The organism is Bradyrhizobium sp. ORS 285 (assembly GCF_900176205.1).
Lineage (GTDB): Bacteria > Pseudomonadota > Alphaproteobacteria > Rhizobiales > Xanthobacteraceae > Bradyrhizobium.
This window is the reverse complement of record NZ_LT859959.1, coordinates 2,945,964-2,960,463: the sequence shown is the minus strand read 5'-3', so window position 1 is coordinate 2,960,463 and position 14,500 is coordinate 2,945,964. Positions and strand designations below refer to the sequence as shown.

General features: G+C 64.9%; 16 protein-coding genes. 14 read left to right on the top strand and 2 right to left on the bottom strand.

The window, feature by feature from the left end:
• Positions 1–26: 26 nt before the first annotated feature.
• The 14 genes from BRAD285_RS13300 (at position 27) to BRAD285_RS13235 (ending at position 11,673) form a co-directional block, all read left to right on the top strand.
• A complete protein-coding gene (locus tag BRAD285_RS13300; RefSeq protein ID WP_006614259.1) occupies positions 27–1,835 on the top strand; it encodes a PEP-utilizing enzyme in 1,809 nt (602 codons plus the stop codon).
• Between the two features lie 57 nt (positions 1,836–1,892).
• On the top strand, positions 1,893–2,495 hold the full coding sequence (locus BRAD285_RS13295; protein WP_006614260.1) for an HD domain-containing protein: 603 nt from the start codon (positions 1,893–1,895) through the stop codon (positions 2,493–2,495).
• Between the two features lie 23 nt (positions 2,496–2,518).
• Entirely contained in the window at positions 2,519–3,958 is a 1,440-nt protein-coding gene (locus BRAD285_RS13290; protein WP_006614261.1) for an aldehyde dehydrogenase, read from the top strand.
• Complete coding sequence (locus tag BRAD285_RS13285) at positions 3,955–4,572, top strand: HD domain-containing protein (RefSeq protein ID WP_006614262.1); 618 nt, start codon at positions 3,955–3,957, stop codon at positions 4,570–4,572. The genes BRAD285_RS13290 and BRAD285_RS13285 overlap by 4 nt, the downstream gene beginning before the upstream one ends.
• Positions 4,569–5,330, top strand: a complete 762-nt coding sequence (locus tag BRAD285_RS13280; protein ID WP_006614263.1) for an SDR family NAD(P)-dependent oxidoreductase — start codon at positions 4,569–4,571, stop codon at positions 5,328–5,330. The genes BRAD285_RS13285 and BRAD285_RS13280 overlap by 4 nt, the downstream gene beginning before the upstream one ends.
• Before the next feature lie 14 nt (positions 5,331–5,344).
• The gene (locus BRAD285_RS13275; protein ID WP_006614264.1) at positions 5,345–5,668 is read left to right on the top strand and encodes a 2Fe-2S iron-sulfur cluster-binding protein; all 324 of its coding nucleotides are present in this window, start codon (positions 5,345–5,347) and stop codon (positions 5,666–5,668) included.
• A 391-nt stretch (positions 5,669–6,059) separates the two neighbouring features.
• A complete protein-coding gene (locus BRAD285_RS13270; protein ID WP_006614265.1) occupies positions 6,060–7,544 on the top strand; it encodes an aromatic/alkene/methane monooxygenase hydroxylase/oxygenase subunit alpha in 1,485 nt (494 codons plus the stop codon).
• A 116-nt stretch (positions 7,545–7,660) separates the two neighbouring features.
• On the top strand, positions 7,661–7,906 hold the full coding sequence (locus BRAD285_RS13265; protein WP_050886943.1) for a toluene-4-monooxygenase system B family protein: 246 nt from the start codon (positions 7,661–7,663) through the stop codon (positions 7,904–7,906).
• The gene (locus tag BRAD285_RS13260; protein ID WP_006614267.1) at positions 7,899–8,279 is read left to right on the top strand and encodes a Rieske 2Fe-2S domain-containing protein; all 381 of its coding nucleotides are present in this window, start codon (positions 7,899–7,901) and stop codon (positions 8,277–8,279) included. The genes BRAD285_RS13265 and BRAD285_RS13260 overlap by 8 nt, the downstream gene beginning before the upstream one ends.
• A 10-nt stretch (positions 8,280–8,289) precedes the next feature.
• Entirely contained in the window at positions 8,290–8,592 is a 303-nt protein-coding gene (locus BRAD285_RS13255; protein ID WP_035648135.1) for an MmoB/DmpM family protein, read from the top strand.
• An 18-nt stretch (positions 8,593–8,610) separates the two neighbouring features.
• Positions 8,611–9,636 (top strand): aromatic/alkene monooxygenase hydroxylase subunit beta, encoded by a 1,026-nt coding sequence (locus tag BRAD285_RS13250; protein WP_006614269.1) that lies wholly within the window; start codon positions 8,611–8,613, stop codon positions 9,634–9,636.
• A 56-nt stretch (positions 9,637–9,692) separates the two neighbouring features.
• Complete coding sequence (locus BRAD285_RS13245) at positions 9,693–10,682, top strand: 2Fe-2S iron-sulfur cluster binding domain-containing protein (protein WP_139020695.1); 990 nt, start codon at positions 9,693–9,695, stop codon at positions 10,680–10,682.
• Between the two features lie 34 nt (positions 10,683–10,716).
• Positions 10,717–11,220 carry a hypothetical protein gene (locus BRAD285_RS13240; RefSeq protein ID WP_006614271.1) on the top strand — a complete coding sequence of 168 codons (504 nt, stop codon included), beginning with the start codon at positions 10,717–10,719 and terminating at the stop codon, positions 11,218–11,220.
• Positions 11,221–11,223: 3 nt separating this feature from the next.
• Positions 11,224–11,673 (top strand): 2Fe-2S iron-sulfur cluster binding domain-containing protein, encoded by a 450-nt coding sequence (locus BRAD285_RS13235; protein ID WP_006614272.1) that lies wholly within the window; start codon positions 11,224–11,226, stop codon positions 11,671–11,673.
• A gap of 432 nt (positions 11,674–12,105) precedes the next feature.
• Here BRAD285_RS13235 and BRAD285_RS13230 read toward each other — a convergent pair whose 3' ends face one another.
• Complete coding sequence (locus BRAD285_RS13230; protein ID WP_050886945.1) at positions 12,106–12,795, bottom strand: thioesterase II family protein; 690 nt, start codon at positions 12,793–12,795, stop codon at positions 12,106–12,108.
• 46 nt (positions 12,796–12,841) lie between these two features.
• Positions 12,842–14,497 (bottom strand): cyclic peptide export ABC transporter, encoded by a 1,656-nt coding sequence (locus BRAD285_RS13225; RefSeq protein WP_006614274.1) that lies wholly within the window; start codon positions 14,495–14,497, stop codon positions 12,842–12,844.
• Between the last annotated feature and the right edge of the window lie 3 nt (positions 14,498–14,500).

Here is a 14,500-nt window from a genome sequence, read left to right as displayed (position 1 = left end):
AACAGAGACAACGAGGGGAAACGATCATGACGGCGCACGCGAAATTTCCGAGCCCCTATGACCTGAAGACGCCTGCAGGCGCCGAGGGCTGGGAGAAGCTCTATCCCTATTATCTGCAGTTCCAGAACAGCCTGCGCGACAAGGAGGACGGCAAGTTCTGGTTCTGCGATTCGCAGCACTGGCCGAGCCCGTTCAAGCCGTTCGATGCCGTCACCGTCGAGTTCGCCGTGAAGTGCCTCGGCCAATACAACACCCGGCACTATCTGATCCCGCCGGCCAACGGTGTCGAATACCGTATCCACAACGGCTATTGCTACATGAGCCCGGTCGCGGTCGCGCCCGAGCTGATCGGCGACCGCGTCCCGCACTTCATGGAGCGCGCCGGCTACTACTTCCAGAACTGGGATCGCCTGCTGGCCAATTGGGACAAGAAGGTCCGCGCCAACATCGCCGACCTCGAGGCGCTCAGCTTCGAGCCGCTGCCCGATGCCGTGCCGCTCGACTGGATCACCGGCGGCGTCGGCCTCGACAACACCTACGCGCTCACCGAGACCTACGACCGCGCGATCCAGCTGCTGTACAAGACCTGGCAGTATCATTTCGAGTTCCTCAATCTCGGCTACGCCGCGTATCTCGACTTCTTCAGCTTCATGAAGGGGCAATTCCCGACCATTCCGGACCAGGCCATCGCCAAGATGGTCCAGGGCGTCGAGGTCGACCTGTTCCGTCCCGATGACGAGCTGAAGAAACTCGCGAAGCTTGCGGTGAAGCTCGGCGTAACCGAAGCGCTGAAGAGCGGATCGGTCGACGAAGCACTCAGCGCTGTTGGTCGTGCGCCGAACGGCGCCGAATGGCTGAAGGCCTGGACGGAGGCGCAGGACCCGTGGTTCAACTTCACCTCCGGCAACGGCTTCTACTCGACCGACAAATACTGGATCGAGCATCTCGACATTCCGCTCGGCTATATCAGGGATTATGTCGTCCGCGTTCAGCGCGGCGAGGAGATCGACCGCCCCACCGAAGCCATCGCGCGCGAGCGCGACCGTATCACCTCCGAATATGCCGAGATGCTCGATGCCGACGCGCGCGCTGCCTTCGAGGGCAAGCTCGGACTCGCCCGCACCGTATTCCCCTACGTCGAGAACCACAATTTCTACATCGAGCATTGGTCGATGAGCGTGTTCTGGCGCAAGATGCGCGAGCTCGGCGCGATCTTCCGCGATGCCGGCTTCTGGAAGGACGCCGACGACCTGTTCTATCTGAACCGCCAGGAGGTTCGCGACGCGCTGTTCGACTATGGCAATGGCTGGGCGGTCGGCGCGCCCGCAATCGGCCCGACCTACTGGCCGCCGGAGATCGAGCGGCGCAAGAAGATCCTCGCCGCGCTCGCGACGACGCCGCCGCAGCCCGCGCTCAACAATCCGCCCGATGTCATCACCGAGCCGTTCACGATCATGCTCTGGGGCATCACCACGGAAAGCATCGGCCGCTGGCTCGATGGCGCCGCGAACACGACCAAGCTGTCCGGCATGGCCGCGTCGCCCGGCATCGTCGAGGGACGCGCCCGCGTGGTGCGCTCGGCCGACGAGCTCGGCCAGATCGAGCAGGGCGAGATCCTGGTGGCGCCGGTGACCGCGCCAAGTTGGGCGCCGATCTTCGGCAAGATCAACGCGATCGTCACCGACATCGGCGGCATGATGTCCCACGCGGCGATCGTGTGCCGCGAATACGGACTGCCCGCCGTCACCGGCACGGGACGCGCCAGCTCCTCCATCAAGAACGGCCAGATGCTGCGCGTCAACGGTTCGACCGGCGAAGTCACCGTTCTCTCCTGACACCCGAACCACAGAAGGCCGGCGACGCCGGCCTTCTCCGCAAGATGGGACATTGCAATGCTCGACAGGCCCGAGATCGGCAGCCGTTATGACCAGGTGTGGCGCATCAGCGAGCCGTACATGCGCGCCCGCAAGAACGACGTGCACATCCCGCTGTCCTACGCCTATGCGCGCAAGCTGCTGGCGCATTATCCGGACGCGGACGAGGACATTGTTTCGCTTGCGATCATCCTGCACGACATCGGCTGGTACTCGATCGACATGACCGACATCATCGAGAAGGGTTTTGGCCCCAACATGATGCAGTCCGACGTGCGCTTCCTGCACGAAAGCGAAGGTGTGCGCATGTCGCGCGAGGTGCTGGAGCAGGCCGACTGGCCGGAAGCCGTCATCGTCGCAGTCGCCGAGATCATCGACGGCCACGACACGCGCCCCTATCCGCGCTCGCTCAACGACCGGATCGTGCGCGACGCCGACAAGCTGTGGCGCTTCACCACCACGGGCGTCGCCGTCGCCTGCGACTGGTTCAAGATGACGCCACACCAATATGCCGCGCGCCTGACGGCGCAGTTCGCCCTGCTTGAGACCGAGGTCGGACGACAGATGGCCGAGGAGGCGCTGGCCAAGACCCAGGTTGCGCTTATGCTCGACCTCATCTGACCAGAGGGCCCGCGGACATGGACATGTTCATCGATGGCCGCTGGGTTGCAGCCCGGAGCGGCGCGACCTTCGACGTGCTCGATCCCGCCATTGGCGAGACCATCGACAGCGTTCCCGATGCCGGTCCCGCCGACGTCGATGCCGCGATCCGCTCGGCGGAGACGGCCTTCCAGGCCTGGAAGGCAACCCCGGTCGCGGACCGCGCACGCCTGCAGAAGGCCGCCGCGCGACTGATGCGCGAGAACGCCGAGCAGCTCGGCCGTCTCATGACCCGCGAGCTCGGCCGTCCGCTGGCGGGCGCCATCACCGAAATCCAGCGCTCGGCCGAACTGCTCGAGGTCTATGCCGAGGAAGGCCTGCGCCTGCACGCCGAGATGCCGCTGACGGGGGTGGCCGGCGAGAAGATCATCATCACCCGTGAGCCGGTCGGCGTGGTCATCGCGATCACGCCGTTCAACTATCCGGTCACCCTGCTCTGCTTCAAGCTGGGCGCAGCGCTGATGGCCGGCTGCACGGTCGTCGCCAAGCCCGCCGAGGACACGCCGCTGTCGACCCTGCGGCTTGCCGAGCTGTTCACGACGGCGGGTTATCCCGACGGCTGCTTCAACGTCGTGACCGGCCGCGGTCCTGACGTAGGCATGCAGATGATCGAACATCCGACGCCGCGCAAGATCGCCTTCACCGGCGGCACACGGGCCGGCAAGGCGATTGCCGCGGCGGCCGCAGGCACGATGAAGCGCGTCACGCTCGAGCTCGGCGGGCAGTGTCCGGCCATCGTTTGCGCCGACGCCGATGTCGGCGCGGCGGCGGCTGCAATCGCGCGTCACGCCTTCGCCAATTCCGGCCAGTTCTGCTACCGCGTCAATCGCGTCTATGTCGAGCGGACCGTTTATGCGAGATTCCTCGACGCGCTCACCGACAAGGTCTTGCAGCTCGCCGTCGGCAACGGCCTGATCTCGACCTGCGCGCTCGGGCCCCTCGTCAACGAGAAGATCTATCGCAACAGCGAGCGGCAGATTGCCGATGCGCGCTCTCGCGGCGCGAGGCTGCTGGCCGGCGGCGCAAGGCTGACGGGCGGGCCCTACGACAAGGGCTGGTTCCTGCCGCCCACAATCATCGCCGATGCTGATCCTGCCTCTCTCGTGATGACCGAGGAAACCTTCGGGCCGGTGCTCGGTGTCGCTCCCTTCGACGATCGCAAGGAGGCGCTGCGGCTGGCAAATGCAACGGTTTATGGCCTCGCCGCCTTCGTGTTCTCGCGCGATCTCGCGACCGGACTCACATTGGCCGAACGCCTCGAAGCCGGCTCGATCTGGGTCAACGACATCCAGCGCTCCAGCCAGCGCGCGCCGTTCGGCGGCGTCAAGCAGAGCGGCATCGGACGCGAGAAGGGCCGCTACGGCGTCGAGGACTATCTCGAATACAAGACGATCTATCTCACCTACGACGCGGAGCTGCGATGACGCATTTTCTGCGCGACCAGGATCTGCCGATCTGGCATGAAGCGCGGCCCTGGCTGGACGTGCGCTCGAACGACGAGCACACCCTGATTTCCTATCGGCTAGGCCAGGCACTGCTGCGGATCCATCCCGAAGCGGACGCCTCGGTCGTGCTGCCCGCGATCCTCATGCACGACGTCGGCTGGAAGAAATTCCCGCCTGAGCAGCTCCCCGCTGCCGTGGGTCCCAATCCGAAATATCCCGAATTGCAGCGCGCCCACGAGATCGAAGGCGTGAAGATTGCGGCGGAGGCGTTCAAGCGGCTCGCGATCCCCGGCCTTCAAGTCGAGATCATCCTGGCGATCATCGACGGCCACGACACCCGCAAGGCCGCGATCTCGCAAGAGGATGCGCTGATGAAGGATGCCGACAAGCTATGGCGCTTCACCGGGCACGGCGTCGCCACGATTGGCGGCTGGTTCGACACACAGCCGAAAGAGACGCTCGCGATGCTCGAGAGCTTCGTGCTGCCGTCGATGCTGACCAATGCCGGCACCACCATGGCCCAGGCGCTGATCGCTGAGGGCACGGCCTCCGCCTGCATGACCGACCTGCTGCATATCGAGGTGTCCGCATGAGCACGATCCAGCTGCATGGCAAGCGCGTCATCGTCACTGGCGCCGCCGGCGGGCTCGGCCGCGGCTTCGCCCTGGCGTTCGCGGCCGCGGGCGCGGAGGTCGTGGCCGCCGACATCCGTCTTGGTGGGGTCGAGGAGACCGCGCGGCTGATCCGCGACGGCGGCGGCAAGGCGCATGCCGCCGAGGTCGACGTCGCGAGCGAGTCGTCCACCGAACGGCTCGCGCAATTCGCCGCCGCACACATGGGCGGGGTCGACGTTCTCGTCAACAATGCCGCAATCTATGCCGAGCTGGAGCGCCGCGGCTTCGAGGCGATCCCCGAGGCCGAGTGGGACCGCGTCATGCGCGTCAACGTCAAGGGCGTGTGGATGATGAGCAAGGCGGCGGCCCCATTGATGCGAAGCGCTGGCGGCGGCGCGATCGTCAACGTCTCGTCAGCCACAGTCATGAGCGGCTCGCCGATGTGGCTACACTACGTGTCGTCGAAAGGCGCCGTGATCGCGATGACCCGCGCCCTGGCGCGCGAGCTCGGCGACGACAAGATCACCGTCAACGTTATCGCGCCCGGCTTCACGCTTACCGCAGCCAGCCTCGGCCTGATGGAGAATGCGGCCGAATACGGCGTCTCGCGCGGCGCGCTGAAACGCGCGGCCGATGTCGACGACATGGTCGGCGGCGCGCTGTTCTTCGCCTCGCCCGCCGCCGCCTTCATCACCGGCCAGACCTTGATCGTCGACGGCGGCAGGCAGTTCAACTAGGGACGCGAACGCTCATGCCCAGGATCACCTTCATCGAGCCCGATGGCACCGTGCGGACCGTGGATGCCGAGCACGACGAAAGCGTCATGCAGGCGGCGAAGCGCAATAGCGTCGATGGCATCATCGGCGAATGCGGCGGCTCCTGCATCTGCGCCACCTGCCATTGCCACGTCGACGAGGCATGGCTCGACCGTGTCGGCCCGGCGGGTGAGATCGAGGCGGACGTTCTCGAATTCGAGGCCACGGACGTGCGGCCGGAGAGCCGCCTGGCGTGTCAGATCACGATCATCGACGCGCTCGATGGACTGACGCTGCGCGTCGTCGGCCGCAGCAGCTGATCGTCCGAAGGCCGCGCCGGCCTCCTCTCCTCCACACAACCGACTCATGACACGCCACGAGCTGCTAGCTCGCGCAGGTCGACGCGTCGATTCGGCGCCAGCGCCCCATCATCCCGCATCGCATCACCTCGTGTGAAGCCGCAGCACCGCTGCGGTCGCCTGCGCTTGAATCGCAGCTTGCGCGGCACCGATCGCTGCTCGGGACGACCTAAAGAAAAACCAAAGAACGCTCCCTACACTGGAGCAACTAACATCGAGCGACGATCGATTAGTCCGAAGACGACAGATCGGACGACCGACAGCAGCCGCACAAGGTTCGCCCGTTCAAGGGCGGCGCAGCGGCGGCAACGAACAAGAACGAACGCGACCATCACGCTCGGGAGGAGCAACGATGCCGAAGCTGCAGCGGCGGGACTATTACGATACAGTTCGCGACATGAACTGGGCCTTCTCCTATGTCAGCGAGGACGAGGTCTTTCCCGAGGAGCTCTCCAAGAGCTTCGGTATCCATGGCGAGCAATGGTGGGGCTGGGACGAGCCGTACAAGCTGACCTATCGCGAATATGTCCACAATCAGGCCGGCAAGGACGACGGCATCTACTCGATCCGCTCGACGATCGCGCGCTCAAATCTGTACGACAATCTCGACGCCGGCTGGAAGTCGGCGATCAAGGCGCATTACGGTGCGATACCGGTTCCGGAATATTTCGCCTCGATCGGCGAGGCGCGCATGGCCCGGTTCGGCCGCGCAGCAGCGTGGCGCAACATGGCCGCGTTCGGGACACTGGACGAATGCCGCCACGGCCAGGCGCAGATCTACTTCCCTTATTGCCTGCTCGGAAAGGACCCGCAGTTTGACTGGGCCCACAAGGCGATGCACACCAACGAATGGGGCGTGATCGCGGCGCGCAGCCTGTTCGACGACATGTTCACCGCCAACGACGCGGTATCGACGGCGATCCAGTTGACCTTCACCTTCGAGACCGGCTTCACCAACCTGCAATTCCTCGGCATGGCCTCGGACGCGCTGCATGTCGGCGACATCGAGTTCGGCGCGCTCATCTCCTCGATCCAGACCGACGAGGCGCGGCATTCGCAGCAGGGCGAGCCGACGCTGAAGATCATGATCAATAACGGCAGGAAGGCCGAGGCGCAGAAGATGGTCGACCAGATGTTCTGGCGATCGTGGAAGCTGTTCGCGCTGCTGACCGGCATCTCCATGGACTACTACACGCCGCTGGAAAGCCGGACGATGTCGTTCAAGGAGTTCATGCAGGACTGGATCTGCCGGCAGTTCATGGACCAGTTCAAGGACCTCGGCATGAACGTGCCGTGGTACTGGGAGGAGCACTTCCTGCCGGAGCTCGACTGGGTCCATCACGCCTATCACATGGGCGTCTGGTTCTGGCGGCCGACGGTGTGGTGGAATCCGGACGCCGGCGTGTCGCCCGCCGAGCGGGACTGGCTGGAGCAGAAATATCCCGGCTGGAACGACCGCTTCGGCAAGCTGTGGGACGTGATCGGCGACAACGTACGTACCGGCCAGATCGAGAAGACCTATCCGGCGACCTTGCCGATCGTCTGCAACTGCTGCCACATCCCGATCTGCAGCCCGAGCATCGGCAAGGCGCCGCGCATCACCACGCATAACGGCCGCAAGCTGAACTTCTGCTGCGAGGTCTGCGAGTGGGTGTGGAAAAGCCAGCCCGAGCGCTACGATACCCACCTCTCGATTGTTGACCGCTTCCTCGCTGGCCACATCCAGCCGCCGACCTTGGAAGGCGCGCTGCAATACATGGGCATCACGCCCGACGTCGCCGGCAACGACGCCCAGGCCTACGCCTGGAACGGCGCATCCCGCCTCGCGGCGGAGTGACGCTGGCGCACCCGCGGCCGACACGGCAAGAGGCGCCGCTCACGAGCGGCGCGGCTGACCGACACGATCGCAGACAAGCAACCAATCACAACAAACAACCAAGATGGGAGGCAAGCGTGGCCCTGTTCCCGCTCCAAGCCAATTTCCGCGGCGACTTCGTCGTTCTGCTCATCCCCGTCGACGACGGCGACGACATGAGCATCGTGGCCGACAAGGTCGCACAGCACGCGGTCGGACTGCGGGTCGCCGAGAAGAACTCGCCGAAATGCGTCTACTACAATGGCCGCGAGCTGCCCTCGTCGATGACGATCGCGCAATCCGGCATCCAGCCGATGGATTGGATCGAGGTGGCCTATGTCTGATGATTCCAGCGTGACGTGGCGTCAGGTCGCCACCTTGGACGACCTCTGGGAAGGCGACTTCCTCGGCGTCGAGGTCGAGGGCGAGGAGGTGATCGTGGTGCACCTGCCGGGGGGCGAACTGCGCTGCTTCCAGGGCATGTGCCCGCACCAGGAAATCCTGCTGGCCGACGGCAAGGTCGATTTCGAAGCCGGCACCATCACCTGCTCGGCCCATGAGTGGGAGTTCAGCATGGACGACGGCCGCGGCCTCAACCCGCGCGACTGCCGCCTCTTCCGCTACGAGGTGAAGAAGGACGGTGAAACCATTCTCGTCGGCGTGCCCCAAGACGGCCGGCTGCGCCGCCTGCGCCACAAGACCGAACAGGACGCATAGGACCAAGCTCATGACCACGACAGCAGCACCGAAACTGGTCGGGCCCGTCATCAGGGGCGTCGACGAGGACATCATCGACGCCGTGATCGCGGCGAGCGAGCAGGACAATCCGGACGTCGAGATTGTTGTCGAGGACCGCGGCGGCTACGTCCGCATCCAGGCCGACCGAAATTTCCGCCTGACGCAAAAGAGCATGCAGGCGGCGCTGGGGCGGCCGTTCCGGCTCGCCGAAATCGAGCCGAGCCTGGTGTCGTTCGGCGGCAGGCTGGAATCGATGGACGACGAATGGGTCTGGACCATCCACACAGCATAAATACCGGGAGGATACGTCATGACCGCGATGACCGCGAAGCCGGCTGCGCGCAGGCAGAAGAAGACCTGGAGCCTGTGGACCGAGCGCCGGCTACCATCGGAATACGAGGCCGTCACCTACAAGTTCCACAGCCATTTCCGCCGCGCACCGGCGCCGTTCGAATTGGCGGAGAACTGGCCGGTCAACCAGTTCTATCTCAGGAACCGCGAGGGCTCGAGGTTCAACCTCGATGATTGGGAAGGCTACCGCGATCCCCTCACCTACACCTATCGGCGCTACGTTGGCGACCAGAAGGACCGTGAGGTCTATTGCGACAATCTGATCGACGAGTTCGAACGCCAGGACAGCTATCGCAAGCTGCCGGCGGCGTGGCTCGACTTCCTCGGCCAGGCCTATCTGCCGGTGCGTTTCCCCGGACATGCGATGCAGATGAGCGCGGCCTATGTCGCGCAGATGGCGCCGTCCGCCTTCGTCACCAACACCTTCTACTTCCAGATGGGCAACGAGATGCGCCGGGTGCAGCGCCAAGCCTATTTGGCCAAGGCGCTCGCGCTCGATACCGGCCGACCGGAACTTGCCGACAGCAACATCGCGCGGGCGATCTGGACGCAGGCGCCGCACTGGCAGGGTCTGCGGGAGCTGATCGAGAAGCAGCTGATCGCCTATGATTGGGGCGAGGCCTTCGTATCCCGCAACCTCGTGCTGCGGCCGATCTTCGACCACATCTTCAATCGCGAGATCGCCGAGCTGGCCCGCGCGAACGACGATGACCTGCTGGCGCTGCTGCACGACGACTTCCGCAATTACGACGAAGCCTATGCGGTCGAGACCACCAAGGCGCTGGTGGCCTATGCCACCGGCAAGGTGCCGGCGCATGCTGATCTGCTGCGGGAGTGGATTGCCAAGTGGCTGCCGCTCGGCGAGCGCGCCGCGCGCGGCCTCAGCGAGGCGCTGTCCGCAGCGCCAGGGGCCGACAGTACGCAGGCGATCCTCACCCGCACCATGACGGCCCAGGCACGGCTGGTTGCTGAGTGTGGCTTGTAGTTGGCAGGCACGGTCGGCGTGCTGCGCCGGCCGCCAAGCCTGAAAGGATGGCGTTCATGACCCGGCAACTCCGTATCGAGCCCGACGGTGTCGCAGTCGACCTCGCCGACCATGACACCATCCTGCAGGCCGCGCGACGTGGGGGCGTCGCGCTGGCTTACGAATGCGGCTGGGGGAGTTGCGGGGCATGCAAGGTGACGCTCGTCGACGGCCAGGTCGATCTGATGTTTCCAGGCGCGCCGGCCGTCAATCCACGCGACGCGCGGCGCAACCGCATTCTTGCCTGCCAGTCGCGCGCGATCTCCGACGTCACCATCGCGCGCGGTCCGGGCGAATGGTCCGCGCCGGCGCCGCGATGCATCGAGCAACAGGCAATCCTATTTGATGTCGAGGATCTCGCGCCGGAGATTCGCCAGTTCAGCTTCGAAACGTCAGAGCCGGTCGCCTTTCGGCCCGGCCAATATGCGATCCTGCATCTCGGCGACAGGCTGCGGCGCTGCTACTCGATATGCAACCTGCCCGGCAGCAGACTGCTGCAGTTCATTGCCAAGCGCTACGAGGGCGGCAGAGGCAGCAACGCGCTCGCGGCACTAGCGCCTGGCTCACGTCTCAGCATTGAGGCGCCTTTCGGTGCCTGCACCCTGCGGCGCCAGCCGGGCCGCAAGGTGTTCGTGGCCGGCGGCACCGGCCTCGCCCCGATCCTAGCGATGCTGCGCGAGGCGGCCGCGGCGCGGCTCGATTTCGAAGCGAGCGTGGATGTCCTCTACGGCGCAAGCACGCCGGCCGACCTCGCTGCTGGCGACATGCTGGCGTCCGCGGTCGCTCGGATCCCGCAGGCGCGCTATCTGCCCGTGGTCGAAATCGCGCCGGCGGGTTGGCCGCATGCGTCAGGCTTCGTCACCGACGCCATCACATCGACGATCGCCGAGCCCGCCGCCGCCGAGTTCTACGTCGCCGGACCTCCGGTCATGGTGAACGCCGTCAAGTCGCTGCTGCGCAGCGCCGACGTTCCGATCACGCAGGTTCATTATGACAGTTTCGGCTAGGCCAAGGTTGCGCCGGATTCCCCCAGTTTGGGCGATGGCCCCTGCACTGCGTCGCCTCACGGCGCGTCGCGGCGGCGGCCCGCGATTGGCGCCGACCTGGCCATGCCACCAGCTCGACGACGGCGCACCCGCCAGCTTCGCCGCGCAGCTTTGCTCCTACGCGTGGACCCTGGCAGGCGTCGACGAAGTCCCCGCGCCCCTGAATGCCGCCGGCCGCGGTTTCGCGCTCGACGATGCGCACGCGATGGGCCAGCCGGAGGCTTTCGTGTTCGCCTCGGTGTGGCTGATCGTGCGCCCCGACGCCTCGCTGCATCTGACCTTGCGGCCGGAATGGGCGCAGAAGATCGCGGCCAAGGGATGGGGAACGGTGCATCCCTTCGCGCGCTACATGGCGGGCGCCGTGCCGCCGCAGAGCCTGATCATCTACGCGCCGCGCGATGAGAGCGAGCTGGCGATTGCCATGCGCATCATCACGGCGGCGCATTGCTACGCGACCGGCCGCATCGGCGAAGTCGCGCTGCCCGACAGCCGGTGGTGAACGATGACGGAGCTCCCGGCCAAGACCAATGCAGGCGGCGCCAAGCCATTTCGCGTCCGGCTCGAGCGGCCCGATGGCACTTACAGTTTCGACGCGGCGGCCGACGAGTATCTTCTCTATGCCATGATCGATGCCGGACTCGACAGTCCCTACATCTGCGAGCAAGGCTGGTGCATCGCCTGCGCCGCGCGCCTTCTGGCCGGCGATGTCGATCGCTCCGGCGCGCTCACGGTATATCCCGAGGACGTCGAAGCCGGTTTTGTTCTGCTGTGCTCAACCATGCCGCGTTCAGACCTCGTCCTGAGCCAGGATGAGCGTCAAACCCGCAGAGACATGATGCAGCACCGGATCGAGCACAACCGGCTCGCACGGGCCTATCTGCCCGGCGCGCGCTCCCGGTTCCGTCGTGGACGAGCCGCGGCGCGCATCGACACGCGTGATGGACACTCGTAGCCATCCCAGGGCAAGGCAATCCGCGAGACCAACTGCAATCGAGTTGCTGTTCTCTGGCCGCAGGGCGGTTTAACAGATCTCGCGCGCTGACGCGCGCCAGACCCCTCCGCGGTCCTTACGGCTTTAGCTCGCCGCGAATTACTCCCACTTGTTTGCTTATCACGCGGCCAGATCGTTGATACCTTTATCTTATTTCGCGGTGCTGCTTCAGGATGCCGAAGGTGGTACCGACGATTTTCCCGCGTGTTGATCCACAGGGATATTTTGCACGATCAGGCCAAGCCCTATTTGACAACTATCGGCTGCGATCGCTTGCACCGCAATGCCCAACTTCTGAACTGGTGCCAGCCGCTCTCGAATGAGAGCGTGGCGGAGCCATGACTTACAATCAGCCGGCAATTCAACCCGCTGAGCGACTGTATCCGCGCCCTCTCACACCGTGGTGAGCGAACGAATGTCGCGCCGCAGCGTGCTCAGCACGTCCTGCTCGGCGGAGCGGACGAAGAAATGGTTGCCCGGAAACGCCCTGATGGCGCACGAGATGGCGGCGTGATCTCGCCATCCTTCCAGTTCGTCGAGACCGACACTGTTGTCGCTCTCGCCGCCATAGACCAGCACGGGGCAGGACAGTTTGAGCGCCTTCGGCGGGGCATAGGTCGCGACCGCCTCGAAATCGGCGCGGAGCACCGGCATCGCGAGCTCCATCAGGTCACGGTCGGCGAGCAACTCCTCCGGCGTACCGTCGAGTTTGCGCAGCTCCTCGATGAACTCCTCGTCAGGAAGAGCGTGGATCTCGGGCTCGGAGCCGCGCAGGACAGGCGGACGACAACCGGACATCACGGCGGCGATCACGGGTTGCCTGGGGGACAAGACGCGCAACACCTCAAAGGCGACAAGCGCCCCCATGCTGTGGCCGAACAGGATGACCGGCCCGGTCATTTCCGCCGCGATCTCGGGCATGATTCCCTGGACGAGATCGACAATCCGGCGCGAGAGCTGCTCACGCCGGCGAAATCCCCTGCCGGGATATTCGACGGCCACGACATCGACATGCGGCGACAGGGCCAAGGCCCAATTGCGATAGCCCGCAGCCACGCCGCCGGCGTAGGGAAAGCACAGCAATTTCGGGCAACCAGGCCGCGCGCTGGCATAGCGCAGAAGAGATCGACTAGACGACGCCTGCACGCGACAACCCTTCTTGTCCAGTCATGGCCGGCATATCGGCTGCGATTCTTCCATCATGGAAACGGACGATGCGATCCGCGACGGAATCGAATGACTCGTCATGCGTCAGGACGATAACGAGCTTCCCGTCACGCTTCAACGCCGGCAGCAGCGAGAGATAGAACTGCTCCCGCGATCTCGCGTCCTGATCCGCAGCCCATTCGTCGAAGATGTAGATGTCGCGATCTTCCATCAGGGCAGACACGAGCAGCAATCGGCCCTTCTGCCCCCGCGACAGATCCTGCGTATTCAAGAACCTCGCGTGCTCCGTCATGACCTTGCGGTCGATCGACCATTCCCCGAGCAAGCCGCGCGCGCGATCCTCACAGGTCTCGTGGCCGGGAATGCGCTCGAACGCATGCGCATCCTCGAACAGGCAGCTGAAGATCTGACGATAGAGCTCGCGGCTCCGATCATCGACCGGCCGGCCGTCCAGGAGGATCGCGCCGCTCGACGGCTCGTACAGGCCGGCGAGCAGCCGCGCAAAGGTGCTCTTGCCGCTGCCGTTTCCGCCCTTGATGAAGACGATCTCTCCGCGTTTCAGTACGAGATCCACCGGCCCGAATGCAAACGCATCCGCGGGCCCGGTCTCGCCGTAGGAATAGCAGACGCCCTCGAAGCTGACCTGCCGCCACGGGACGTCAGCCGCGGCGCTCTCGCCCGCTTCGGGGTCCACGGCCGCTGACGACGCGAGCACCACGCCGAGATCCTGGATCCTGCGAAACACCGCATTGACATGGCCGAGCGACGCGAACGACCCGATGGCGGCATCCAGCGGGCCGATCAGATAGATCGCAGCAAAGAAGAACTCGACATCCCGGGCGTCCGAAGAATGCTGAAACAAGAGAATTCCGATCACCAGCAGAAACACGGCCTGCCCGACATTCATCGCAATGGCGCCGGCCCATGTCGCCTGCTCGCGAAGGCGGAGAAACTCGGTCTGACGCCCGTCGATGTCCTCGGACAGGTAACGCGACGTTCGGACGGTGCTCAATTTCAACTGTTTCAGACCTGCGATCAGTCCTCCCAGCACCTTGTCGAGGCGCTCCCACGCCATCCAGGCCTGATAGCTCAACCTGGTCGACCGGCCGACCACGGCCCAGTACAGCGGCACGCCGACCATCGCCGCGCCGACGATCACGCCTGCCCCGGTCGGTGAGAGCCAGCACATGTAGACCAGCAGGCTCGCGACCATCGCGAGGTTCGTCACCATATTGACGAGGATCGGAGCCGCCGTCGCAATCGTCTGGACGTCGGCCGAGACGACGGCTTTCAGCCGTCCGGATCCGATGATCTCGAGCTGGCGGTAGCGCGTCTTCAGAATCGCCGTGATCAACGTGTTTCGAAGCCGGAGAATGACGGCGCAGCCAACACGGACCGAAGCTCGCGCGGCGGCCAGACGGCTCGCGATCGATGCCGATGCGAGGGCCGCAAACGAGATGACATCGGGCAGAGCTGCCGGCGACTGCTGGCGAACATGCGCAAAGACATAGGCAAACAACGCGACGGTCGTGGCGGCCGCGACAATGCTGCACCCCGAGGCCACTGCGATAGGCCCGGGGACCAGACGAAGCAGGAAAGAGACGAGCTTGTTCTGCATGAG

Coding starts and splice junctions, on each gene's coding strand:
- BRAD285_RS13300 (WP_006614259.1), top strand. CDS start 27: ATGACGGCGCACGCGAAATTTCCGAGCCCCTATGACCTGAAGACGCCT.
- BRAD285_RS13295 (WP_006614260.1), top strand. CDS start 1,893: ATGCTCGACAGGCCCGAGATCGGCAGCCGTTATGACCAGGTGTGGCGC.
- BRAD285_RS13290 (WP_006614261.1), top strand. CDS start 2,519: ATGTTCATCGATGGCCGCTGGGTTGCAGCCCGGAGCGGCGCGACCTTC.
- BRAD285_RS13285 (WP_006614262.1), top strand. CDS start 3,955: ATGACGCATTTTCTGCGCGACCAGGATCTGCCGATCTGGCATGAAGCG.
- BRAD285_RS13280 (WP_006614263.1), top strand. CDS start 4,569: ATGAGCACGATCCAGCTGCATGGCAAGCGCGTCATCGTCACTGGCGCC.
- BRAD285_RS13275 (WP_006614264.1), top strand. CDS start 5,345: ATGCCCAGGATCACCTTCATCGAGCCCGATGGCACCGTGCGGACCGTG.
- BRAD285_RS13270 (WP_006614265.1), top strand. CDS start 6,060: ATGCCGAAGCTGCAGCGGCGGGACTATTACGATACAGTTCGCGACATG.
- BRAD285_RS13260 (WP_006614267.1), top strand. CDS start 7,899: ATGTCTGATGATTCCAGCGTGACGTGGCGTCAGGTCGCCACCTTGGAC.
- BRAD285_RS13255 (WP_035648135.1), top strand. CDS start 8,290: ATGACCACGACAGCAGCACCGAAACTGGTCGGGCCCGTCATCAGGGGC.
- BRAD285_RS13250 (WP_006614269.1), top strand. CDS start 8,611: ATGACCGCGATGACCGCGAAGCCGGCTGCGCGCAGGCAGAAGAAGACC.
- BRAD285_RS13245 (WP_139020695.1), top strand. CDS start 9,693: ATGACCCGGCAACTCCGTATCGAGCCCGACGGTGTCGCAGTCGACCTC.
- BRAD285_RS13240 (WP_006614271.1), top strand. CDS start 10,717: ATGGCCCCTGCACTGCGTCGCCTCACGGCGCGTCGCGGCGGCGGCCCG.
- BRAD285_RS13235 (WP_006614272.1), top strand. CDS start 11,224: ATGACGGAGCTCCCGGCCAAGACCAATGCAGGCGGCGCCAAGCCATTT.
- BRAD285_RS13225 (WP_006614274.1), bottom strand. CDS start 14,497: ATGCAGAACAAGCTCGTCTCTTTCCTGCTTCGTCTGGTCCCCGGGCCT.